This window comes from Myxococcus sp. CA005 (assembly GCF_006518205.1).
Lineage (GTDB): Bacteria > Myxococcota > Myxococcia > Myxococcales > Myxococcaceae > Myxococcus > Myxococcus xanthus.
On record NZ_SRLV01000053.1, the window covers coordinates 1 to 20,987 of the forward strand.

Annotated in this window: 19 protein-coding genes and 2 tRNA genes; 5 read left to right on the forward strand and 16 right to left on the reverse strand. The window is 67.5% G+C overall.

Translation table 11 applies throughout. The features are described from left to right. Positions 1-185: 185 nt before the first annotated feature. Together FMQ63_RS22655 and FMQ63_RS22660 are read left to right on the forward strand one after the other, a co-directional pair. Complete coding sequence (locus FMQ63_RS22655; RefSeq protein ID WP_011553622.1) at positions 186-734, forward strand: very short patch repair endonuclease; 549 nt, start codon at positions 186-188, stop codon at positions 732-734. Then, positions 731-2,320: a DNA cytosine methyltransferase gene (locus tag FMQ63_RS22660; protein ID WP_020478297.1), complete on the forward strand. Its 1,590-nt coding sequence runs from the start codon at positions 731-733 to the stop codon at positions 2,318-2,320. The genes FMQ63_RS22655 and FMQ63_RS22660 overlap by 4 nt, the downstream gene beginning before the upstream one ends. A gap of 432 nt (positions 2,321-2,752) precedes the next feature. Here the strand turns inward: FMQ63_RS22660 and FMQ63_RS22665 are convergent. The 13 genes from FMQ63_RS22665 to FMQ63_RS22725 all read right to left on the reverse strand — a co-directional run bounded on the left by FMQ63_RS22665 (position 2,753) and on the right by FMQ63_RS22725 (position 13,797). Continuing rightward, positions 2,753-2,829 (reverse strand) — tRNA-Pro (locus FMQ63_RS22665). Between the two features lie 88 nt (positions 2,830-2,917). Continuing rightward, positions 2,918-3,307 (reverse strand): integration host factor subunit alpha, encoded by a 390-nt coding sequence (locus FMQ63_RS22670; RefSeq protein WP_002639669.1) that lies wholly within the window; start codon positions 3,305-3,307, stop codon positions 2,918-2,920. Between the two features lie 90 nt (positions 3,308-3,397). Further along, positions 3,398-5,812 (reverse strand): phenylalanine--tRNA ligase subunit beta, encoded by a 2,415-nt coding sequence (pheT, locus tag FMQ63_RS22675; RefSeq protein ID WP_026113994.1) that lies wholly within the window; start codon positions 5,810-5,812, stop codon positions 3,398-3,400. Positions 5,813-5,873: 61 nt separating this feature from the next. Next, positions 5,874-6,923 carry a phenylalanine--tRNA ligase subunit alpha gene (pheS, locus tag FMQ63_RS22680; RefSeq protein WP_011553619.1) on the reverse strand — a complete coding sequence of 350 codons (1,050 nt, stop codon included), beginning with the start codon at positions 6,921-6,923 and terminating at the stop codon, positions 5,874-5,876. 160 nt (positions 6,924-7,083) lie between these two features. Further along, complete coding sequence (gene rplT / locus FMQ63_RS22685) at positions 7,084-7,431, reverse strand: 50S ribosomal protein L20 (protein ID WP_011553618.1); 348 nt, start codon at positions 7,429-7,431, stop codon at positions 7,084-7,086. A 99-nt stretch (positions 7,432-7,530) separates the two neighbouring features. Further along, positions 7,531-7,737, reverse strand: coding sequence for a 50S ribosomal protein L35 (rpmI, locus tag FMQ63_RS22690; RefSeq protein WP_011553617.1), 207 nt, complete (start codon positions 7,735-7,737; stop codon positions 7,531-7,533). 167 nt (positions 7,738-7,904) lie between these two features. Continuing rightward, positions 7,905-9,833: a threonine--tRNA ligase gene (gene thrS / locus FMQ63_RS22695; protein WP_011553616.1), complete on the reverse strand. Its 1,929-nt coding sequence runs from the start codon at positions 9,831-9,833 to the stop codon at positions 7,905-7,907. 73 nt (positions 9,834-9,906) lie between these two features. Continuing rightward, a tRNA-Val gene (locus FMQ63_RS22700) sits at positions 9,907-9,978 on the reverse strand. A 73-nt stretch (positions 9,979-10,051) separates the two neighbouring features. Next, entirely contained in the window at positions 10,052-10,759 is a 708-nt protein-coding gene (locus FMQ63_RS22705) for a uracil-DNA glycosylase (protein ID WP_011553615.1), read from the reverse strand. Next, a complete protein-coding gene (locus FMQ63_RS22710) occupies positions 10,756-11,991 on the reverse strand; it encodes an AI-2E family transporter (RefSeq protein WP_228556469.1) in 1,236 nt (411 codons plus the stop codon). The genes FMQ63_RS22705 and FMQ63_RS22710 overlap by 4 nt, the downstream gene beginning before the upstream one ends. Positions 11,992-12,140: 149 nt before the next feature. Beyond that, a complete protein-coding gene (locus FMQ63_RS22715; RefSeq protein WP_011553613.1) occupies positions 12,141-12,503 on the reverse strand; it encodes a PEGA domain-containing protein in 363 nt (120 codons plus the stop codon). A gap of 22 nt (positions 12,504-12,525) precedes the next feature. Further along, positions 12,526-13,449 carry a hypothetical protein gene (locus FMQ63_RS22720; protein WP_011553612.1) on the reverse strand — a complete coding sequence of 308 codons (924 nt, stop codon included), beginning with the start codon at positions 13,447-13,449 and terminating at the stop codon, positions 12,526-12,528. A gap of 12 nt (positions 13,450-13,461) precedes the next feature. Beyond that, positions 13,462-13,797, reverse strand: a complete 336-nt coding sequence (locus FMQ63_RS22725) for a PilZ domain-containing protein (RefSeq protein ID WP_171410519.1) — start codon at positions 13,795-13,797, stop codon at positions 13,462-13,464. 220 nt (positions 13,798-14,017) lie between these two features. Here FMQ63_RS22725 and FMQ63_RS22730 point away from each other — a divergent pair, with 220 nt between their 5' ends. After that, positions 14,018-14,758, forward strand: a complete 741-nt coding sequence (locus tag FMQ63_RS22730; RefSeq protein ID WP_026113996.1) for an FKBP-type peptidyl-prolyl cis-trans isomerase — start codon at positions 14,018-14,020, stop codon at positions 14,756-14,758. 1 nt (position 14,759) lies between these two features. Here the strand turns inward: FMQ63_RS22730 and FMQ63_RS22735 are convergent, their stop codons facing one another. The 3 genes from FMQ63_RS22735 to FMQ63_RS22745 all read right to left on the reverse strand — a co-directional run bounded on the left by FMQ63_RS22735 (position 14,760) and on the right by FMQ63_RS22745 (position 19,195). Continuing rightward, complete coding sequence (locus tag FMQ63_RS22735; RefSeq protein ID WP_011553609.1) at positions 14,760-16,970, reverse strand: hypothetical protein; 2,211 nt, start codon at positions 16,968-16,970, stop codon at positions 14,760-14,762. Positions 16,971-17,001: 31 nt separating this feature from the next. Next, on the reverse strand, positions 17,002-17,205 hold the full coding sequence (locus FMQ63_RS22740) for a cold-shock protein (protein ID WP_011553608.1): 204 nt from the start codon (positions 17,203-17,205) through the stop codon (positions 17,002-17,004). Between the two features lie 115 nt (positions 17,206-17,320). Then, positions 17,321-19,195, reverse strand: coding sequence for a M2 family metallopeptidase (locus tag FMQ63_RS22745; protein ID WP_011553607.1), 1,875 nt, complete (start codon positions 19,193-19,195; stop codon positions 17,321-17,323). A 152-nt stretch (positions 19,196-19,347) separates the two neighbouring features. On the opposite strand from FMQ63_RS22745, the gene FMQ63_RS22750 reads away from it, so the two are divergent. Both FMQ63_RS22750 and FMQ63_RS22755 read left to right on the forward strand, forming a co-directional pair. After that, positions 19,348-20,409: a hypothetical protein gene (locus tag FMQ63_RS22750; RefSeq protein ID WP_228556470.1), complete on the forward strand. Its 1,062-nt coding sequence runs from the start codon at positions 19,348-19,350 to the stop codon at positions 20,407-20,409. Next, on the forward strand, positions 20,409-20,966 hold the full coding sequence (locus tag FMQ63_RS22755; protein ID WP_011553605.1) for a DUF3105 domain-containing protein: 558 nt from the start codon (positions 20,409-20,411) through the stop codon (positions 20,964-20,966). The genes FMQ63_RS22750 and FMQ63_RS22755 overlap by 1 nt, the downstream gene beginning before the upstream one ends. Positions 20,967-20,987: the final 21 nt, after the last annotated feature.

Below are 20,987 nucleotides of genomic sequence, written 5' to 3' on the forward strand. Positions count from 1 at the left end.
GCCATGGCCCGGGGGATTGCCACCTGGCTGCCGCGCTGCCCCACCTGCCACCGCTCCAACCACCCACGCTCCTCGCGCAGCCCACCCGATCTCCCCGTCCACCCGTCGGGGCCCTGACGCAGTAGTGATACCGGGCCACCCATCAGTAGGAATGATACATAGAACCTGTTAGGTAGGGTCTACCAATGGGCCTCTCCCGTTCCGAACAGATGTCGCGGATCCGCGGCCGAGACACCTCTCCCGAGCGTCTGCTCCGGTCGGCGCTCTGGCGGGCCGGACTGCGCTTCCGCCTGCACACGCGAACTACTCATGGAAGGCCCGATGTGGTCTTCCCCAGGCACAAGGTTGCTGTCTTCATCGATGGCTGCTTCTGGCATGGGTGCCCCAAGCACTATGTGCGCCCGCGAACGCGTGACGAGTTCTGGTCCTCCAAGCTTCGAGAAAACGTCGAGCGGGACCGCCGACAAACGCTCCTCCTCGAAGAAGGTGGCTGGCGCGTCTGCCGCTTCTGGGAGCACCAGATCTTCGAGTCCCTCGCGGAAGTAGTCGAGTGGGTCCGCCAAGCACTCCAGGACGGAGAATGGACTCCATCCGCATCGTGGAGGGTCGTCCAGGTCATCCCACAGGTCGGCGAGGGCGACATGGAGCAGCGCTGGATGGAGGAACTTCGAGACGCCACCGAGACTCGAACCGTGGTCGGACGACGGAGCACGAAGAAGTGGAAGAGGCCATGAACTCCGGGCCGAAGCAGCAGATCAAGAAGTGGGATGGCCGGAGACCCTACGGTATAAGTCCGGACGGCATGGCTCCAGGCATCAGGGCGAAGCTGGATAGGATCGGGAGAGGAGAGCCGCTGCGGCTGCTGGACCTCTTTTCCGGGTGTGGGGGCCTCACGCTCGGCTTCGTCAGCGCGGGCTGCGTCAGCGTTGGAGGAGTCGAGATCGACGCGCATGCCGCCGAGTCACACGCGTTGAACTTCCACCCGCTGAAAGATCGATCAGCGGCTCCCTGGCACGCGATGTCCAAGGACATCCTGCAGCTCAAGCCCAGCTCGCTGAACCATCTGCTGAAGCGTCCCCCAAATGAGGGGGTCGACGTGATCGTCGGCGGTCCGCCCTGCCCTGCCTTCACACGCGTCGGCCGGGCGAAGCTCCGGGAAGTGTTCCAGCATCCCGAGGCCTTCAAGCAGGACCCCCGGGCAACGCTCTATGTGCAGTACCTGCAGTATGTCCAGGCGCTCAAGCCCCTGGCGCTCGTCATGGAAAATGTCCCCGACATCCTCAACTGGGGTGGGCACAACCTCGGGGATGAAATCTGCGAGTCGCTCAAGGCCATGGACTACCGCTGCGCATATACACTCCTGAATGCGGCGAGCTACGACGTTCCGCAAATGCGCGAACGGTTCTTTCTCGTCGCAGTCCACAAGGAGACCAGGAGCGACCCCAGCTTTCCCGTGCCGACGCGGAAGGTGGATTTTCCACGGGGCTATTCCAGCAGCCGCAATGTAGCCCTCAAGAACGTCCTGGCGCAGTCCTCGGACAAAGGGTCCTGGTATGTCGCACCGCCTGCCGCCCCAGCGAACGCACCTCCCGCGGTGACAGTCGCCGAGGCCCTCGCGGATTTGCCCGAATTGACGGATCATCTCCACAACAGGGATCGTCGTGGCGCGCGTCACCTCAACGGTCGTGTGCCCCATACCACGGCCCCGCACAGCGCCTTCGCACGACTGATGCGGGAGTGGCCAGGATTCGAGTCCGACGGTTTTCTCAGGGATCACGTCACCCGCTGCCTGACCAAGCGCGACTACCGGCTCTTCGAAGCCATGGAGCCCGGGGAGGACTATCCGAAGGCACATGTGCGAGCCACGCAGTTCTTCGCACAGGAATTGGAGAAGCGACGGAGATCGGGTGCTCGCCTCACAGAGGGCTCACTTGAGTACGAGGAGCTCAAAGCCGCATTCGTTCCGCCGTACAACCCCGGAAAGTTCCCCAACAAGTGGCGCAAGATGGCCGCCGATGAGCCCGCCAGAACGCTGATGGCTCACCTGGGCAAGGATACCTACAGCCACATCCACTACGACTCAGGTCAGCAGCGAGTGATTTCGGTGCGTGAGGCTGCGCGCCTCCAGTCCTTTCCCGATGGGTTCCGCTTCGCCGGAACCATGAACCCCGCTTTCCGACAGATCGGCAACAGCGTCCCACCACTCCTGGCCTGGCACATCGCGGACGAACTACTCCGTAGCCTGGGCATCACCCCGAAAGCGCGGCCGAAGCTCTCGGAGGATCCCCGAAAGACACAGGCCAAAACCCGCGTGGCGTAATGACGCCGTAAAGAACTGCAGGAGCGGCTCCAGCGCGCCCCTATGAACTGGCATCGACGGGAGCGCGGCCGTCGCTAGCGTGCGCGGCGTTGCTGGGCACTTAGAAGGATGGACGCCGAGCACCGCAGACGTCCTCTGGCGTATCGACCAGCCAGTGGTCCTGGTGGCCTCGATGTTGCGCATCCGGATCCAGCTATCACCCCGTGGCTCCATGAGCGACTCGCCGCAGAGAAACTGCGCGAGGACCATAACCTGCCTGCGCGAGGACCATAACCTGCCTGCGCTCGGGGCCACAGGCCTGGGCACCGCTGAGCTGCTGCTTGGTGCCAACACAGTGCCAGTCGCGCGTACGGCAGTTCGCGTCCTCCCGGAAGCACAAAAAACAAAGGCCCTGGAATCCTCAGCTTTCGCCAAGAACTCCAGGGCCTTCGATGGTCGGGGCGACAGGATTTGAACCTGCGACCACTTGCACCCCAAGCAAGTGCGCTACCAGGCTGCGCTACGCCCCGGCACTGCTGCTGCCGTGAAAGGGTGCGCCCTTATGCCCCCACATGACGTTCAGGTCAAGCAAGAGCAGCAGGGCACCGTCCAAAAAACTCACCCTTCCATGTCCTCCATTCCCTCTTCGTCGAAGTCCTCGCCACGGGCCTCGGCCGCGTCGGCGGCGGCTTCCTCCCGGGCGTCGATCTCCGCGTGATCCTCCGGCGGCGCCTCACCGTTCAGGGCGCTCTTCAGCACCTGGCTCGGCCGGAAGGTCAGCACCCGGCGCGCCGAGATCTCGATCTCCTTGCCCGTCTGCGGGTTGCGGCCCACGCGCGCCTTCTTCTGGCGCACCTGGAAGTTGCCGAACCCGGAGATCTTGATCTTGTCCCCGCGCTCCAGGGTCTCCTTGAGCGTGTCGAACACGAGCTCCACGATTTCGGCCGACTCCTTCTTCGAGAAGCCGACCTTCTCGTAGACACCCTCGATGATGTCCGCCTTCGTCATGCGAATCCTCGGGAAGCCCTCGGGGCTGAACGCCGGGCACTGTTGCAGCCTTCCCAAAGACGTGTCAACCCTCTGACTTCATTCAGGAATTCAGGCGCGCAAGGCAGCCCCCAGCCGCTGCTTCACCTCATCCACGATGCGCTGATGCGCCTCGTTGACCTCCACATCGGTCAGCGTCCGCTCGGCCGAGCGGTAGCGCAGCGCGTACGCCAAGTTCTTCCGACCCTGGGGAATCTGCTCACCGGTGTACACGTCGAACACCTGAGCGTCCTCCACCAGCGGCTTGCCCACCTCCAGGATCACCCGACGCACCTCGTCGTTGGGCAACTCCAGCGGCACCACCACCGCCAGGTCCCGCAGCACCGCCGGGAAACGCGGCAGCGACCGGTACGCCGGCACCAGCTTCGAGGCCGCGTACAGCGGCTCCGTGTCCAACTCGAAGACGAACACCCCGTCCGGCAGGCCCAGCGCCTTCGCCACCCGGGGGTGCACCTCGCCCACGTGGCCCAGCACCGTGCCGTCCGCCGCCTTCACCTGCGCCACGGCCTTCGGGTGGTACGCCGCTGGCCCCGCGGGCACGTACGTCACGCCCTCCACGCGGAGTGCGCCCAGTAGCCCCTCCACCGCCGCCTTCGCGTCGTAGAAGTCCGCGCGGGCATCCTTGTGCGTCCAGCTCCGGCCACCACCGCGCAGGCCCCACACCAGACCCGCCACGCGAGGCACCTCGCGCGCCGCCGGACGCTGCCCCTGCCCGCCTTCCGCGTCCTGGAAGTAGGCCCGGCCCGTCTCGTAGATGGCCACCGCCTCCACCTGGTGCCGCACGCTGCGGGACAGGTTCTCCAGCAGGCCCGGCAGCAGGCTGGTGCGCATCACCGACTGCTCGGTGCTCAATGGATTGAGCAGCGCCACCGGCTTCTCCGCCCCACCCAGCACCTCCAGGCTGCGCGGCGCGACGAACGAGTAGTTCACCACCTCGTCGAAGCCCGCCCCGGCCAGCGCCTGACGCATGCGGCGCTCGGCCTCGGCATTCGCGGGCTCCGGGGCCAGCGTGGCCAGTCCCCGCGGGAGCGTCGCCGGAATGTTGTCGTAGCCGTAGATGCGCGCGACCTCCTCCAACAGGTCCTCCTCGCGCTCCACGTCGACACGGGCCCGAGGCACCTCGTACGTCGCCTGCCCCGTCCCCTCCTCCACCGCCTTGAAGCCCAGCGCCTCCAGGATGCGGCGGACCTCCTTCTCCGCCACGGCCACGCCCAGCACCTGCTCCACCCGGGCGAAGCGCAGCGTCACCTTCCGAGGCGGCTTCGGCGCCGGGTACACGTCCACGCGGCCAGGAGCCACCGTGCCCCCCGCCAGCTCCGCGATGAGCTGTGCCGCCCGGTCAATGGCCGGCACCACGGCGTCCATGTCCGCCCCGCGCTCGAAGCGGTGCGATGCCTCCGTGTGCAGCCCGTGCCGCTTCGACGAACGCCGCACCGTGGAACCCTGGAAGTTCGCCGACTCCAGCACCAGCCGCCGGGTGCCCTCGGTCACCTCGCTGTCGCCGCCGCCCATGACGCCAGCGATGGCCTGCGCCCGGTCCTTGTCCGCGATGACCAGGTCATCCACGTCCAGGACGCGGTCCTTGCCGTCCAGCGTCTTGAGCTTCTCGCCGCGCGTCGCCGTACGGACGACAATCTCCTGACCGGCCAGCTTCTCCAGGTCGAAGGCGTGCAGCGGCTGCCCGTACTCCAGGTTCACGTAGTTGGTGACATCCACCACGTTGTTGATGGCGCGCACCCCGGCCGCCTTCAGCCGGTCCTGCATCCACTGCGGAGACGGGCCAATCTTCACGTTCTCCACCACGCGCGCCACGTAGCGCGGGCAGCGGTCCGGGGCCTCCACGCGCACCTTCACCTGCTCGGCGGCGGGCGTGCCCGACTCCGCGGGCTTCGGCTGGGGCACCTTCAACGCGGAGCCCGTCACCACGCTCACCTCGCGCGCCACGCCCAGGTGGCTGAGCGCGTCCGGGCGGTTCGGCGTGACGTTCACCTCCAGCACCACGCCATCCAGCCCCACGGCCTCCGCGATGGGCGTGCCCACGCGCGTGTCCGCCGGAAGGATGAGCAGGCCGCTGGACTCCTCGCTCAGGCCCAGCTCCTTGGACGAGCAGAGCATGCCGAAGCTGTCCACGCCGCGCAGCGCCGCCTGCTTGATGTCCATGCCGTTGGGCAGCTTCGCGCCCACGGTGGCCAGCGGCACCTTGTCGCCCACCTTGAAGTTCTTCGCGCCGCACACCACCTGGAGCAGCGCCGTCCCGCCGATGTCCACCTGCGTGACGGACAGCTTGTCCGCGTTGGGGTGCTGCACGGACTCCTTGATTTGCGCCACCACCACGCCGCGAAGGGCTTCCGCGGGGCGCTCCATTCCCTCAATCTCCAGGCCCGCGGCGGTCAGCTTGCGCGCCAGCTCGTCCTCGGACGGCGGCAGCGCCACGTAATCGCCCAGCCACTTCACCGAAATCTTCACAGGTCCACCCTCTTCATCAATCGGCTGGAACACGGGGGCCCACCAGCGGCCCCCTGGAATCTCAGAACTGCTCGAGGAACCGCGCGTCGTTCTCGAACATCATCCGCAGGTCGTCGATGCGGTAGCGCAGCATGGCGATGCGCTCCACGCCCATGCCGAACGCGTAGCCCGTCACCTCGTTCGGGTCATACCCGGCGGAGGTGAAGACGTTGGGGTGCACCATGCCGCTGCCCAGCACCTCCAACCACCCCGTCTGCTTGCAGATGCGGCAGCCCTTGCCCGCGCAGTTCGTGCAGGTGATGTCCACCTCGGCGGAGGGCTCCGTGAAGGGGAAGAAGGACGGGCGGAAGCGCGTGCGCGTGTCCGAACCGAAGAACGCCGTCACGAACGCCGCCAACGAGCCCTTCAGCTCGGCGAACGTCACGCCCTTGTCCACCAGCAGGCCTTCCACCTGGTGGAACATCGGCGTGTGCGTGATGTCCGAGTCGCGCCGGTACACCCGGCCCGGCATCACCGCGCGGATGGGCGGCTTGCGGTTGAGCATGTACCGCACCTGCACCGGGGACGTGTGCGTGCGCAGCAGCGCGGAGCTGTCCGCCTTCTTCGCGTGGCCCAGCGTGGCCTCGTCCACGTAGAAGGTGTCCTGCATGTCCCGCGCGGGGTGGTCCTTCGGCAGGTTCAGCGCTTCGAAGTTGAAGTAGTCCAGCTCGATCTCGGGGCCGCTGGCCACGTCGAAGCCGAGCCGCGAGAAGGTCCGGACAATCTCCTCCATCGTCCGCGACACGGGGTGCCGGCTGCCCAGCGCCACGCCGCGTCCGGGCAGCGTCACGTCCAGGCCCGGGCCCTGAAGCTGGGCCTCCAGCGCGGCCGCCTCGGCGCGCTCCACGGCCTCGGCGAGCAGCTTCTCCAGCTCCGCCTTCACGCTGTTGGCCACCTCGCCCAGCGAGCGCCGCTCGTCCGGGGGCAGCTTGCCCATGCCGCCCAGCACGCCGGACAGCTCACCCTTCTTGCCCAGGTAGCGGACCCGCAGTGCTTCCACCGCGGACAGCTCCGACGCGCCGCCAATCTCCCGCCTCGCGGACTCCGCGAGCGCCAGCAACCGATCCCGCATGGACTTCCGCCTCCGTTCCAGTTCCCCGCGCGCCCTTGGCGCCGAGGCAAAAAAAAGGGCCGCCCCAGAGAGGCAGCCCGTTCAAACATCCGGACAGGGTGGCCAGCTTCAGCCCACCACCCCACCCGTTCTGTCTCCAGCCTTGCGGGCTGGATGTGTCTCAGGCCGCCTTCGCGATGTTGGCGACGGCCGCAAAACCCGACGGATCCGCGATGGCCATGTCGGACAGAACCTTGCGGTCCAGGCCGATCTTCGCCTTCGCGAGGCCCGCGATCAGCTTCGAATAGGAGAGGCCCACCGTGCGGGCGGCCGCGTTGATGCGGACGATCCACAGGCGACGGAAGTCCCGCTTGCGCTGCATGCGGTCGCGGCTGGCGTAGTCCAGCGCCCGCTCAACCGCCTCGTTGGCGCGCTTGTAGCAGTTCTTCCGACGGCCGCGGTAACCCTTGGCCAGCTTCAAAATCCTATTACGACGACGACGGGCCTTGACACCCTTCTTCACGCGCATGACTGCCTCACTTCGGACTGCGTAGTTTGGAAGCCCCCCGGCGCAGGCTTACCGCCGCTCCGACGAGGCCACGTTGTCCCTGACTTCAGAACCGCGAAATCAGCCCCCGTAGGGGAACATCTCCTTGATGACCTTCTTCGCGTCCATGTCGCGAAGGTGGCCGGTCCCGCGGTTGCTGCGCTTGGACTTCGGCGTCTTCGAGAACGTGAAGAGGTGCTTCGCGAAGGCCTTGCCGTGCTTGACCTTGCCGCTCTTCTTCACGTCAAAGCGCTTCTTCGCGCTGCTGCGGGTCTTCAACTTCGGCATCGTCCTGATCCTTCCATGCCCCGTGCCGTTGGACTTGAGCGGCAGGTGCGAGAACTCTCGAAAATTGGGGAACTTGGGCAGGCTCCCCTCGAAAGTGCGCAAAGATACTTAGGTGCAACAGGGAGTCAAGGCCCGTCAGCAAGCCAACAGGCGTCCTGAACTCCCGATCACGGCAGGGCCGCTTCCTTCGCCAGCAGGGCCTCGAAGTCCGTCACCTTCATCGTCTTGAGGTCCTCGCCGCCATACCGCCGCGGCGACACGCCCTCGCCCGACACCTCGTTGTCGCCCACCACCAGGGTGAACGGCACCTTCTGGAGCTGGGCTTCGCGGATCTTCGCGTTCATCGACAGGCCGCGCTCGTCGAACTCCACCCGGTAGCCCTTCGCCCTCAAGGAGTCCCGAACCTTCCGAGCGTAGTCGTTCTGCCGGTCCGCCACCGTCACCAGCACCGCCTGGATGGGGGCCAGCCAGGCCGGGAAGGCGCCGGCGAAGTGCTCGATGAGGATGGCCGTGAAGCGCTCGAACGAGCCGAAGATGGCGCGGTGGAGCACCACGGGGCGGTGCTCGGCGTTGTCCTCGCCCACGTAGGTCAGGTCGAAGCGCTCGGGCGCCAGGTAGTCCAGCTGCATGGTGCCCAGCTGCCACCGGCGGCCGATGCTGTCCGACACCGCGAAGTCGATCTTCGGGCCGTAGAACGCGCCGTCACCCGGGGCCAGCTCGTACTCGAGGCCCAGCGACTCCAGCGCGGCCTTGAGGCCGCCCTCGGCGCGATCCCACAGGGAGTCATCGCCCAGGCGCTGCTCGGGCCGCGTGGATAGCTTCACCGCGTAGGTGAGGCCCACCGCCTTGTAGACGTGGTCCAGGAGCTTCACGAAGCGCCGCACCTCGTCGGTGATCTGCGCCTCCGTGCAGTAGATGTGCGCGTCGTCCTGCGCGAACTGGCGCACGCGCGTGAGGCCGCCCAGGGAGCCCGCCGCCTCGTTGCGGTGCAGCACGTCCTGCGTGTGGTAGCGCAGCGGCAGGTCGCGGTAGCTGTGCTTCTTGAAGCCGTAGAACAGGTGGTGCGACGGGCAGTTCATCGGCTTGAGCGAGAAGTCATGCTCCCCCGACTCGCTGTCGAGCACGAGGAACATGTTCTCCTTGTACTTGCCCCAGTGGCCGCTGGTCTCCCACAGCCCCTTGTTGAACATCAGGGGCGTCTTGATCTCCACGTAGCCGTCGTTCTGCGTCAGCTGACGCATCCAGTTCGACAGCGTGGTGTAGAGCGTGGTGCCCTTCGGGGTCCAGAAGGCGGAGCCCGGCGAGTACGGGTGGAAGTGGAAGAGGTCCAGCTCCTTGCCCAGCTTGCGGTGGTCGCGCTTCTTCGACTCCTCGATGCGCGTCAGGTACTCCGCCAGTTGCTTCTTGTCGAAGAAGGCAGTGCCGTAGACGCGCTGGAGCATCGGGTTGCGGTGGTCCCCCCTCCAGTACGCTCCGCTGGAGGAGAGGATCTTGATGATGCCGATCTTCCCCGTGCTGGGCGCGTGGGGCCCCAGGCAGAAGTCCACCCAGTCACCGTGCGTGTAGAGCGTCAGCGTCTTGGCGCCCTTGGCCGCGATGTCCTTGACGATCTCGACCTTGAACTTCTCGCCCTTCTCCTCGAACAGGCGCACGGCCTCGTCCATGGAGATTTCGGTGCGGACGAAGGCCATGTCCCGCTTCAGCTCGGCGTTCGCCTCTGCCTCGATCTTCTCCAGGTCCTCGGGCGTGAAGGGCTTCTCGCGGAAGAAATCGTAATAGAAGCCCTCCTCCGTCGCGGGACCGATGGTCACCTGCGTGCCCGGGAAGAGCTTCTGCACCGCGCTGGCCACCACGTGGGCGGCGTCGTGGCGGATCAACTCCAGGGACTCGGGGCTCTTGGGCGTGAAGATCTGCAGCTTCACGTCCTCGTCCAGCTTGCGGGCCAGGTCCATGTCCTGGCCATTCACGCGCGCGAAGAGGGCGGCCTTCGCCAGGCCGGGGCCGATGCTCTCCCGCACGAAGTCCGCGATCGTGGTCCCCCGGGCCGTCTGCTTCTGCGAGCCGTCGGGGAGCGTCACCGTGATGATGTCGGACATGCGAACCTCGGAAAAAAAACGGGCGGCAGGCTCTTTTAAAGCCGTGCCGCCCGCTGAAGTCACTCTTTGATGATGGGTCGTAGTGGGATCGAACCACTGACCCCTACCGTGTCAAGGTAGTGCTCTACCGCTGAGCTAACGACCCGTTGCAGCCGCTTCGGTGGCGCGGGGAATAACAGCGGGCTCCCCCAACTGTCAAGCAAACACAGAAGGGTTCTTCAACTCTTCCCGCGCGCCTTCGGATCCGCCGTTTCCAGCAGCGTGTGGACCCGGGACATGACGGCGTCGAACATCGCCGGGGTCAGCCGCCCCGTCTGCGTGTTCTGCTGGCTGACGTGGTAGCAGCCCAGCAGCGTCCGGCCGCCCGGCAGGCGCAGCTCCGCCCCATGCCCGAACGCGGGCCGAGGCGACGGTACCTCCATCCCCTGCCGCGCCAGGGCCACGAGCGCGGCGTTCCAGCCGATGGCCCCCAGCGCGAGCATCACCCGGCCCGGCAGCAGCGCCAGCTCGCGATCCAGGAACGGTGCGCAGCGGGCCAGCTCCTCTGGGAGGGGCTTGTTGTCGGGCGGAGCACAGCGCGCCGCCGACACGATGAAGGCGTCCTTCAGCCGGAGCCCGTCATCCCGGTGCTCGCTGAGGGCCTGATTCGCGAAGCCCGCGCGGTGCAACCCGGCATAGAGGAAGTCGCCCGAGCGGTCTCCGGTGAACATCCGCCCCGTCCGGTTCGCCCCATGGGCCGCCGGCGCCAGCCCGACGATGATGAGCCGGGCCTTGGGGTCTCCAAAGCCGGGAACGGGCAATCCCCAGTAATTCCAGTCGCGGTAGGCGCGGCGCTTTACTCGCGCCACCTCCTCCCGCCACTCCACCAGCCGGGGACAGGCCCGGCAGTCGGTGATCTCCTTGTGTAGCGACTCCAGCTTCGTCACGGCGACTTGGGCTCCCCCGTGTAGAGCCGCGTCCGGCGGTAGCGCTCCACCACCACGCTCAGGACCACCTTGAGGATGGCCGCCACCGGCACCGCCAGCAGGATGCCCACGAAGCCGAACAGCTCACCGAAGGCGAGGATGGCCAGGATGATCGCCACCGGCGCCAGCCCGACCTTCTCCCCCACGATTCGCGGGGTGATGACGAAGCCCTCCAGCATCTGCCCGATGACGAAGGTGGCCGCCACCGCCGCCAGTTGCCACGGCCCCTGCCACGACAGCATGAGCCCCACCAGCGACAGCACGATGCCCACGCCCGTGCCCAGGTACGGCACCATGTTGCCGAAGCCGGCAATCACCCCAATGACAATGGCCATGTCGATGCGCGCCGCGGACAGGCCCGCCGCATAGATGACCGACAGCACGCCGCCGACGATGAGTTGGCCGCGCACGAAGGCGGAGAGCACCTCATCCACCTCCGCGAAGCGCCGGCTCACCAGTCCCACTGCGCGCCGGGGCAGCAGGTCCTTCACCATGCCCATCAGCCGGGGGTAGTCCTGCAGGAAGAAGAAGGCCAGCACCGGCACCACCGACAGGCCCAGCAACGTCACCACCAGCCGCGCCGTGTTGCCCGCGAAGCTCGCCAGGATGCGCGCCGCCGCCGGCCCCGCGCTCTGGACCAGCTCTGACGCCTGCTTTCCCAGCTCGGTGGTGCGCTGGCGTACCAGGTCCGGCAACGAATGCCCCACCAACCCTTCCACCTTCGGCACCACCTGGGTGCTCGCGCGGTGGAAGAAGTCCGGCAGCTTCGACGCCTCCTCCCGGAACACCGGGATGAGGTACAGCACCGCGCCGACCAGCATCAGCGTCCCCACCGCGAAGACGAGCGTCGTCCCCCACGTGCGGTCCAGCCGCCGCTTCTCCAACTCGGTGACGATGGGATTGAAGATGTACGCGCCCGACAGTGCGAGCAGCACTGGCACCGCCACTCCGCCAAAGACGGAGAGCAGCGCGAACACCAGCCCCAGCGAGCCCACCATCACCCCCGACCACCACAGGTCGATGCGCCGGGCGTCCGTCTCGGACAGGGCATTCTCGGCCACCGCCACGGGCTCGGCGACCCGCGCACGGGCCGGCTCGGCCGCGGCCTTGTCCTGGCCACGCGGCGGCGGCACCTCGTGAAGCAAGGGGGCGGACCGAGCCGGCGGCGGTACGGCAGCGGCGGCGGGTTTCACGGCGGCGGGGGAACGACCTTTCCTGCGGCGTCCGATGGCGCTCTCCTCTTCAGTCCCAGCTACGGCGGCGTCATGTCCTGATTGCACTTCACGAAAGCACAAGAAACGGGCTTTCGTGGAGGCCCGCCCGCTTTACACCCAGCCCGGCGTCACTCCGAACCACCGGCCTTCGGCCCAGAGGCGCGGAGCTGGATGGTCAGCCGCGCGCGGGCCCGGCTGGGCTCGAAGTACGTCGTATAGGGCCAGTACCCCTGCTTCTTCACTTCAATCTCGTGCAGGCCGCTGCCCACTCGCAGCGCCTTGGGGGAACCCGAGAAGTCGCTGCAGAGCCCCTGCCAGACGCCATCTAGATACACCTCCGCGTCCACGGGCTCGCAGAGCAGTGCCAGGTTGCCGCTGGGATTCTGGGCTTCCGCCATCAGCTCGCGGGCCTTGAGCAGGGACTCGGGCTCCTGACGCTTCGCACACCCAGCGAACGTGGACACCATCACCAACAGCAGAACCTTCCGCATCAGCTGGCCGAGGACCTCGAAGTCACTGCGTGACGATCACGACCCGGCCCTCGGCCAGGAAGCGCGTGTTGGCCTCGACGAGCGCCTTCGCATCCTCCGAGGCGAGCACCAGGTCGGAACCTTTGGAACCCTTGGCCTTCACCACCAGGGGCTTGTCCCCCACCAGCGAGGCCTTCTTCGCCGCATCCAGGCTCTGGAACCAGGCGGCCACGGCCGTCGCGGCACGGCGCTCGCTGGCCAGCGCCGCCGCGCCGTAGAGCGCCTTGCCGCTGTCATCCAAGAGGCGGGGCGCCAGCACGGGCTGCACACCGAGCCCTCGCGCATCTACCACCAGGCCTGTGTACTTCTTCGCGCCCGCGCCGTTGATGGCGATGACGGTGTCCGCGGCGGGCGGCGCGAACAGCGACGCGGTGAGGGCCGACAGCGGCACCTCCACGTCAATCTCCACGCCACTGTCGGAGAAGAACCGCCGGGCGACGACCTTGTAGCCGCCCATCGCGGCCTCCACTCGCTTGCGGACGTCGTCGCGGGCCAGCTCGTCCGCCACGGTGCGCCCCGCGCTGATGTGGAGGCGCCCGGCCTGGTCCATGAGATTCTGGACGGCGGATCGCTTGGCGATCCGCTCGGCCCCTAGCCGGGCCTGTCCGGGGTTGGAGGCCTTCAGGTCGGGAGCACCCACTCCCGTGGCCCGCAGAACCTGCCCTTCCCAATTGACGCCCGGTGCCCCCGGTGCCGTTTTCTCGGCGGCGACGGTGGGCTTCGGGGCCTTCGCTTCCTTGCCCTGGCCGAACGCGGTCAGTGGCACGGCCAGCAATATCCCCCACAGCGAGTGCCTCACGGGAAATCCTCCAGCCCCTCGTCCGACGTCGCGGGTCGTGTCAGGGCAGAATGGCTTCCCATTCAACGGGCCTGCTTCCGGGGAAGTCAAGGCAGGCCCCTGCGGCACGGCGGGTATGCGTCAGTTCTCGTTGCCGTGACGGTCGACGTAGGCGTCGATCATCTTGCGGTGACGATCGGTGAGCAACGTGAAGCGCACACCCGAGCGCTCGCGCTTGGCCCCCAGCTCGGCCCACTCACGGACCACTTCACCCTCGGCGTAGATGATCTCCTCCGAGCCCGGGAGCTGGAACTGGAGGCCGATGCGCTTGGCCTCGTGCTGAGGCTCGAGCAGCCGGGCGAGGCTCAGCCCTTCCTGGCTGATGTCCGCGGCCCGCGACATGTACGGCACGCCACCCATGTACTTGTTCAGGTAGATGTCGAGGGGCGCCCGCTTGTTCTTCCGCTTGTCGCTCATGGCTTCTTCGCCTCCGGTCAGGTGGTGCAACAGGTTGCTCCGGGGGTGAAGCAACCTGGATGCAGGGTAGAGGCGCGCGCCGAACGCGCAAGAAAACGGACGGCGCGCGGAGGACTCGCGCGCTTGCTGTGCTTCCTCGATGAATTCTTCGCGCGGGCTTGTGTCTTTCGAGCACGCGGCCGCGCTCTATAGTGCGCCGGTTCTCATGAAAGGTGGATGCATGCGATCGATGTGGACGGCGGCCCTGGTGTTCGCGCTCGGCGCGACGGGCGCCCAGGCGCAGGACTCGAAGTCGGCGAAGAAGCCCGCGGCCAAGGCCGCACCGGCGACTCCGGCCGCCGCGCCGGCGGCGCCCGCTGCGCTGTCCGAGGAGGACCAGCAGACCCTCTACACGCTCGGTCTCTCCATTGGCCGTGATTTGTCCCTCTTCGCGCTGTCGCCCGAGGAGTTGAAGGTGCTGCAACAGGGCCTGTCCGACGGACTCGGTGGAAAGACGTCCGACATCGACCCGAAGGAGCAGGCTCAGCGGATTCAGGCCTTCGCCAAGAGCCGGCAGGCCCTTGCGGGCAAGGCCGCGCTGGAGCGCGCCGCCAAGGAGCCCGGCGCGGAGGTGCTTCCCTCCGGCGTCATCTACAAGCAGGTCCAGGCGGGAACCGGCCGCAGCCCGCGCGCCGTCGACACCGTCAAGGTCCACTACGAGGGCCGGCTGGTGGACGGCACCATCTTCGACACCTCCGCCCGCCGTGGAATCCCCGTCGAGTTCCCGCTCAACGGCGTCATCCCCTGCTGGACGCAGGGCGTGGCGAAGATGAAGGTGGGCGGCAAGGCGAAGCTCACCTGCCCTGGCAACACCGCCTACGGTGAGCGGCCGCCCTCTGGCTCGCGCATCCCGCCCAACGCCGTCCTCACCTTCGACGTCGAGCTCATCGACATCCCCGGCGACACGTCCCGGCAGCCGTAGGTCAGCGACTCAGGGCGGCCTCGGCGGCGCGGATCAGCGGCTCCGCGCTCACCGGGGCCCCGGTCGCATGAATCATCCACTGGTCCGGCGTCACCGAGCCGTAGGTGGCCATGCGTTCGAACTCGGCGCCCAGCGGTCCCTTGCGCTTCAGGTGCTCTTCAATCTGGAACGCGATGAGGTGGCCCAGCGGATAATCGGGCAGGTAGAGCGGATAGCTGATCATGTGGCTGTAGACGGCCAGCAGCGTGCTCCCCTCCCCGCCCAGCACCGGCGCGAAGTACTGGTTCCACACCTCGCGGGCAATGCCCACCACCGCCTCGCGAAGCTGCACGGGCGTGGCATCCGGGTGCGCGTACATCCAGTGCCACACCGACATGTCCACCAGCGCGATGCCCGCGCGCTCCCACGTCTGCCACAGCTCGCCGAGCACCCGCTCCCGCTCGCTCGCCGCGTCCGGCTTGCCCAGTCCGAGCAACTCCAGGTCGCGAGACTGGAACACGAAGGCCAGCGCCTCCGTGAAGGCGTTGTTGGGCACCCCCGCGAGCAGCGTGTGGTCCACGCCGTAGAGGCTGAACACCTGCTCCACGTTGTGCCCCAGCTCGTGCACCGCGATGTTGTAGCCCTTGTAGTCCATGCCCCCCTTCTCCACGCGCGTGCGCAGCCGGGGGAAGTCGCCTCGCCGAAGCGCCGGCTGTGCGTGCCCCGCTCCGCGCGACGCGTCCACGCGAATTCGCTCCGCCAGCCACGCGGCCTTCGCCTTCGTGAAGCCCATGCCCTGGAGGATGCGCGGCAGGTCCTTCGCGAACGCCTCCGCCGTGGGGTAGCGCTTGCGCGTCAGCGCATCCAGTTCGGACTCCTTCCGCTTGCCGCCCGGATTGAAGCCCGAGTACCAGAGGTCCTGCGGCTCCAGCTTCCGGCCCAGGCGCGCTTCAATCTCCTTCGCCACGCGCGGCACCAGCGGTGACTCCAGCACCTGTGTCAGCAAGGCCCGGACGCGCGCCTCAGGCAGCTCGCGGCCCAGCTCGAAGCTCCGGGCGATTCGCGTGGGTGCCACCGGCACGTAGGGGTCCGCCTGACGCGCCGCATGGAAGGTGGCCAGCAGGTGCGTGTAGCGCGTGTCCGGCTCCGGCGACGCATCCGGCTTCGTCGTGCGCGCGGGAGCATCCGCCTCCACCGTCTGCGGCGGCGCCACCGTGACGGTGTTGGTGAAGGGGTCCCAATCCAACCGCGGGTTGTCGATGACGGCCGCGGGAATCGTCTGCGTGATGATGCGCTCCATCACCTGGACGATCATCCGCTGCTTCAGCGCGCCCGTCGCCGCGTCGGAGTAGTCACCCTTCAGCTCGTCACGCAGGTTCCAGTGGCTGATGAGCCGCAGCCCCTTTGGGAAGGGGCGCCGTCCCTGCGCATCCACCAGGTGATGCATCCAGATGTTGTATTCGGCGATGTACAGGTTGGCCGCGGCGATGGCGCGCGAGGACGCCTGTTCAATCTCCGCGGGGACGCGCTGGTTGAAGCGCCCGGCCAGCCGCGTCTCGGCCCACTGCCGCCGCGTCCATGACGGCCCCTGCTCCACGCGCTCCGCCAACGTGGTGAGCGGGAAGTTGAGCAACACCACGAACCCCACGCGTGCGCGGAACAGGTCCGTGGTGACGTGGGCGGCCGGATCATACGCCGCCACCAGGGGCTCCACCGGCAGCAATGGCCCCAGGTCCAAATCCGTGTACCACTGAAGCTCGCGCCCGATTTCGTACAGGTGCCCGTCGAGCTGCTCGAACAACCGCTCCAGCCGCTGGAAGGTCGCGTCGAGCGCGTTCGGATCGGACAGGAACTGTTCACGTGCGAACGCCGCGAGGTCTCCGTCCTCCGGCCGCCACATCGCCGCCACCTGCTCCACGCCCCGCTCAATGCGGGCCCGCTGCGCCTCGCCGTGCCGCGTCACGAGCTCCGCCTTCAGGGCCGCCGCGTCGAACGTGGACGTCATGGCGGTGGGCTCCTTCTCCGGGACGTTGGCAGGGAGTGGTGCCTTGGACGACGCGGCAGGGAGGGCGGCCGGGCCCGTGCTCGACGGCACGACTGGTGTGGTGGAGCAACCCAGCGCGGCGAGAACGGGCAACAGACAGACGCGTGAGCGGCGGAACTTCGTCGACAAAGGCACGGAGCGCTCTCCAGAAAGCACGAAGGGCCCGACCCCGTGGGGCCGGACCCTCATGATGCAAGAAGCAGTTCGAACGACGCTCGGCTCAGGCCGCGCGGACGTTCTGCGCCTGCAGGCCCTTGGGGCCACGGGTCACTTCGAACTCCACCTTCTGACCCTCCTGCAGGGTGCGGAAGCCATCCATGTTGATGGCCGTGTGGTGGCAGAACACGTCCTCACCACCACCGTCCTGCGTGAGGAAACCGAAACCCTTCGCATCGTTGAACCACTTCACGGTACCAGTAGCCATTTGCTCTCTTCTTCTTTCGTCACGGACGCGAATATCCGCCGTCCGGTCCTACGAGCGAACCCGCCTAGACGGCTGCAATTTAAGCGTGGCCGCCCGGCGCGTCTACTCCAGACCGTCACCAACCGCACTTCTGGCCCTTGTTCTGCGCCTGGAGCCAGGTGCGGAGCGGGCTGAAGTAGTCGAGCAGCGGCGTGGCATCCATCTGCCGGGTTCCCGTCATGGCCTGGAGCGCGTCGGGCCACGGCTTGCTCGCACCCAGCTCCAACATGGCCTGGAGCCGCTTGCCGGCATCCTTGTTCCCATAGATGGAGCACTCGTGGAGGGCGCCCTTGTAGCCAGACGCCTCGCAGAGCGCCTTGTGGAACTGGAACTGGAGGATGCGCGCCAGGAAATACCGCGTATACGGAACGTTTGCAGGCACGTGGTACTTGGCCCCCGGGTCGAAGTCCTGCTCCGAACGGGCCACCGGCGCGGCGACGCCCTGGTACTTCTCCCGCAGCGTCCACCAGGACTTGTTGTAGTCCGCCGGCTGCACGCGGCCGGAGAACACCTCCCAGCGCCACTGGTCCACGAGCAGACCGAACGGCAGGAAGGCAATCTTCTCCAGCGCGTCCTTCATCTGAAGGTTGATGAGGTTCTTCTCGTTCTTCGGAACGGCCTTCAGCAACCCCGCCTGCTGCAGGTAGCCCGGGGTGATGGACAGCGTGAGCGCGTCACCAATGGCCTCGTGGAAGCCGTCGTTCGCGCCGGCCTGATAGAGCACCGGGAGCTGGTAGTAGTACGTGTAGTAGTAGTTGTGGCCCAGCTCGTGGTGGATGGTGACGAGGTCCTCCTCCGTGGGCTTGATGCACATCTTGATGCGCAGGTCGTTGCTGAAGTTCACGTCCCAGGCGCTGGCGTGGCAGACGACGTCGCGGCCTTCCGGCTTGGTGAACTGCGAGCGCTCGAAGAAGCTCGGCGGCAGCTCCTTGAGACCCAGCGAGGTGAAGAACTTCTCACCCAGCTTCACCATGCGCATCGCGTCATACTTCTGCTGCTTCAGCGCCGCGTCCACGTCCAGGCTGGCCTGTCCGGGGAAGGGCTCCACCAGCGGGTAGATGTTGTTCCACTCCTGCGCCCACATGTTGCCCAGCAGGTGCGCGGGAATCGGCTTGCCGTCGGGTACCTTGTCGGCGCCGTACTGCTTCGCCAGACGGCCGCGCACGTAGCAGTGCAGGTCGTCATAGAGCGGCTTCACCTGGCCCCACAGGCGCTGGGCCTCGACCTCGAACTCGCCCGGCGACATGTCATACGCGGAGCGCCAGAGCGTGCCCAGGTCGTTGAAGCCGATGTCCTTCGCGCCCTCGTTGGAGATGGACACCAGGCGCTCGTACAGCGGCCGCATGGGACGGGCCACGGAGTGCCAGCCCTGCCACGCGTCCAGCAGTTCGTCAAAGTTGCGGCTCTCCGCGATGACGTCGGACAGCACCTCCAGGTCGCGGCACTTCCCCTTCCCGTCCGGCCCGCAGTACTTGCCCTTGCCGTAGAGGCCCTCCAGCTTCGCCGCCGTGGCGGCCAGCTCGGACCGCCGCTCCGCGTCCGACGGCGCCGGCAGCGCCTGGGACACCTTGAGCAGGTGCAGCATGCGCGCGGTGTCCGCGTCCAACGTCAGGCCCTCGAAGCGCCGCGCCTCCTTGATGGCGCCGTTGACGTAGGCCAGCACCTCTTCGTTGACGAAGGCGGCGTTCTGCTCGGTGTCATCGGTGATGTACGTGGACTTGATCCACTCCGCGGTGGCTTGCTTCGTCCACAGGCTCTTGAGGTCCGCGTTCACCTTCTCCGCGAAGGCCTTCGCCTCTGCCGGCGAGGGCTGCGACGCGGCGGCGGGAGACTCGGCGGGCGTGGGCGCCTCGCGTGTCACTTGCGAATCCTGGGCACACCCCAGGAAGGCGGGCAGCACCATGACCGCGGCCGCACGCAGGAGGGAATTCAGGGGACGTTTCCGGTTCATGGCCGCGGACCGTAGAAGAACCCGCGACTGTTGACACTCCGAAACTGGGTGGTCCCCCTCCCGGTTCGGCACTGGCTCTGCCCGGCCGGGTACCGTGCGGGCGCTCCATGCCCGGCCTCCCGTGTCGCCCCACGGCGTTAAACCTTCACCCCATGTTGCTCGGACACATGAAGGCCCCCCACTGGCCCGCATCCGAAGAGGCGCTGGCGAACGCTCGTGACTTCTTGATGACGCTGAAGGATCGCCACGTCGTGGTGGCGCCCCACCCCAGTGTGGACGGGCTCGCCGCAGGGGCGCTGATGCTCCGCGCGCTCCAGGCCATGGGAGCGCGGGTCAAGGCGCAGGTACCGGCCAAGGGCGAGCATGCCCTCTCGCCAACCTTTCAGCAGCGCCTCCGCGCGGCACAGCCCGACGCATGGGTGGTGCTCGAGATGTCGTCGGATGCGATGGACGACTCCGTCGCTCCGCCGGGCCTCCCCACGCTCATCGTGGCGCCCCAAGCGGCCCCCGCTGGCAAGGCGGGCACGACCGTGCTCTCCGCACGGGGATTGGAGCCCGCGGTCAGTTGCAGCCTGCTCACCTACGCGCTCGTGTCGCCCTGCGTGGTGCCGGGCCCGTTGGAATGGCTGGCCGTCCTGGGGACCGTGGCGGACCAGGGCGTGGATGCGCCCATTCCCTTCCTCAAGGACGCCCTCCGCCGGGCGGGGCGCACCGCCGTGACGGAATCCGTGGCCTTGCTGAACGCGGCCCGGAAGTCCTCCCGGTACGCGGCACCGCTGGCGTTGGGAGTCCTCCTTCGCGCGGGCAGCGCCACCGATATCACCCGGGGCAACGTCCCTGGCGTCGACACATTGCATGACTGTCGACTGGAGGTGCAGCGCGAGGTGCTGAGGTGCTCGAAGACGCCACCGCGCATCGCCAGTCCCGTGGCGCTGTTGCTGTTCAGCTCGGAGGCCCAGGTCCATCCGCAGGTCGCGGTGCGCTGGGCCCAGCGACTCCCCGAGCACATCATCATCGCCGCCAACGCGGGCTACCTGCCGGGCCGCGTGGACTTCGCCGTTCGCAGCCGGACGCCGATGGAGCTCGGAGGGCTCCCGTTCAACGCAACCGGAGGCAGCCTCTCCCGGGAGGACTTCCTCCGCTTCGCCGCCGGACTGGGCTTCAAGGGCCTGCGCGACATTGACGTGGAGCGGCGGGGCGCGTTTCCCGGCTGATGCGGTATGACGCGGCCGTGATGCCACGCCCGCTCCTCCCCCTCCTGACAGTCCTCGCGCTCGCCGGCTGCGGCGACACTGCTCCCGACGATGCCGACGCCTGCGAGCGGTTCAGCTTTCCGCTGTCGGCGCCGAGCCCCTCCCACCACCTCGACACCTGCTCGAGCGAAGGGTGTGGCAACGGAGAGAATCCGCCCAACTCCGGCCTCCACTGCGGCAGCGTGGCCCCGTGCGGGAGCGCCTCCGAGCCCGTCTCCCCCTGCCTCTATGTCCACAACCTGGAGCACGGCCACGCGGTGTTCCTCTACAACTGCCCGGATGGCTGCCCGGACGAAGTCGCCAAGCTCGAAGCCGCGGCGGCGACAGCGCCTCGGGGAGGCAATGCCGTCCGCCGGGCCCTCGTCGCGCCGGATCCCACGCTTCCCCGGCGCGTTGCAGCGATGCTGTGGCGCCGGACGTACCTGACGGACTCCGCGGACCCCGACGCCCTTCGCTGCCTGCTGCGGCTCCAGGACGTCGACGCGCCGGAGCCGAGACTCACCTGCCCCGCGCCCTGAGCCGCACAACCTCCTCGCGCG

Coding starts and splice junctions, on each gene's coding strand:
- FMQ63_RS22735 (WP_011553609.1), bottom strand. CDS start 16,970: ATGAGGGTCCGGCCCCACGGGGTCGGGCCCTTCGTGCTTTCTGGAGAG.
- thrS (WP_011553616.1), bottom strand. CDS start 9,833: ATGTCCGACATCATCACGGTGACGCTCCCCGACGGCTCGCAGAAGCAG.
- FMQ63_RS22655 (WP_011553622.1), top strand. CDS start 186: ATGGGCCTCTCCCGTTCCGAACAGATGTCGCGGATCCGCGGCCGAGAC.
- FMQ63_RS22730 (WP_026113996.1), top strand. CDS start 14,018: ATGCGATCGATGTGGACGGCGGCCCTGGTGTTCGCGCTCGGCGCGACG.
- FMQ63_RS22755 (WP_011553605.1), top strand. CDS start 20,409: ATGCGGTATGACGCGGCCGTGATGCCACGCCCGCTCCTCCCCCTCCTG.
- FMQ63_RS22725 (WP_171410519.1), bottom strand. CDS start 13,797: ATGAGCGACAAGCGGAAGAACAAGCGGGCGCCCCTCGACATCTACCTG.
- FMQ63_RS22750 (WP_228556470.1), top strand. CDS start 19,348: ATGTTGCTCGGACACATGAAGGCCCCCCACTGGCCCGCATCCGAAGAG.
- FMQ63_RS22670 (WP_002639669.1), bottom strand. CDS start 3,307: ATGACGAAGGCGGACATCATCGAGGGTGTCTACGAGAAGGTCGGCTTC.
- FMQ63_RS22715 (WP_011553613.1), bottom strand. CDS start 12,503: ATGCGGAAGGTTCTGCTGTTGGTGATGGTGTCCACGTTCGCTGGGTGT.
- pheS (WP_011553619.1), bottom strand. CDS start 6,923: ATGCGGGATCGGTTGCTGGCGCTCGCGGAGTCCGCGAGGCGGGAGATT.
- FMQ63_RS22745 (WP_011553607.1), bottom strand. CDS start 19,195: ATGAACCGGAAACGTCCCCTGAATTCCCTCCTGCGTGCGGCCGCGGTC.
- FMQ63_RS22660 (WP_020478297.1), top strand. CDS start 731: ATGAACTCCGGGCCGAAGCAGCAGATCAAGAAGTGGGATGGCCGGAGA.
- FMQ63_RS22740 (WP_011553608.1), bottom strand. CDS start 17,205: ATGGCTACTGGTACCGTGAAGTGGTTCAACGATGCGAAGGGTTTCGGT.
- rplT (WP_011553618.1), bottom strand. CDS start 7,431: ATGCGCGTGAAGAAGGGTGTCAAGGCCCGTCGTCGTCGTAATAGGATT.
- rpmI (WP_011553617.1), bottom strand. CDS start 7,737: ATGCCGAAGTTGAAGACCCGCAGCAGCGCGAAGAAGCGCTTTGACGTG.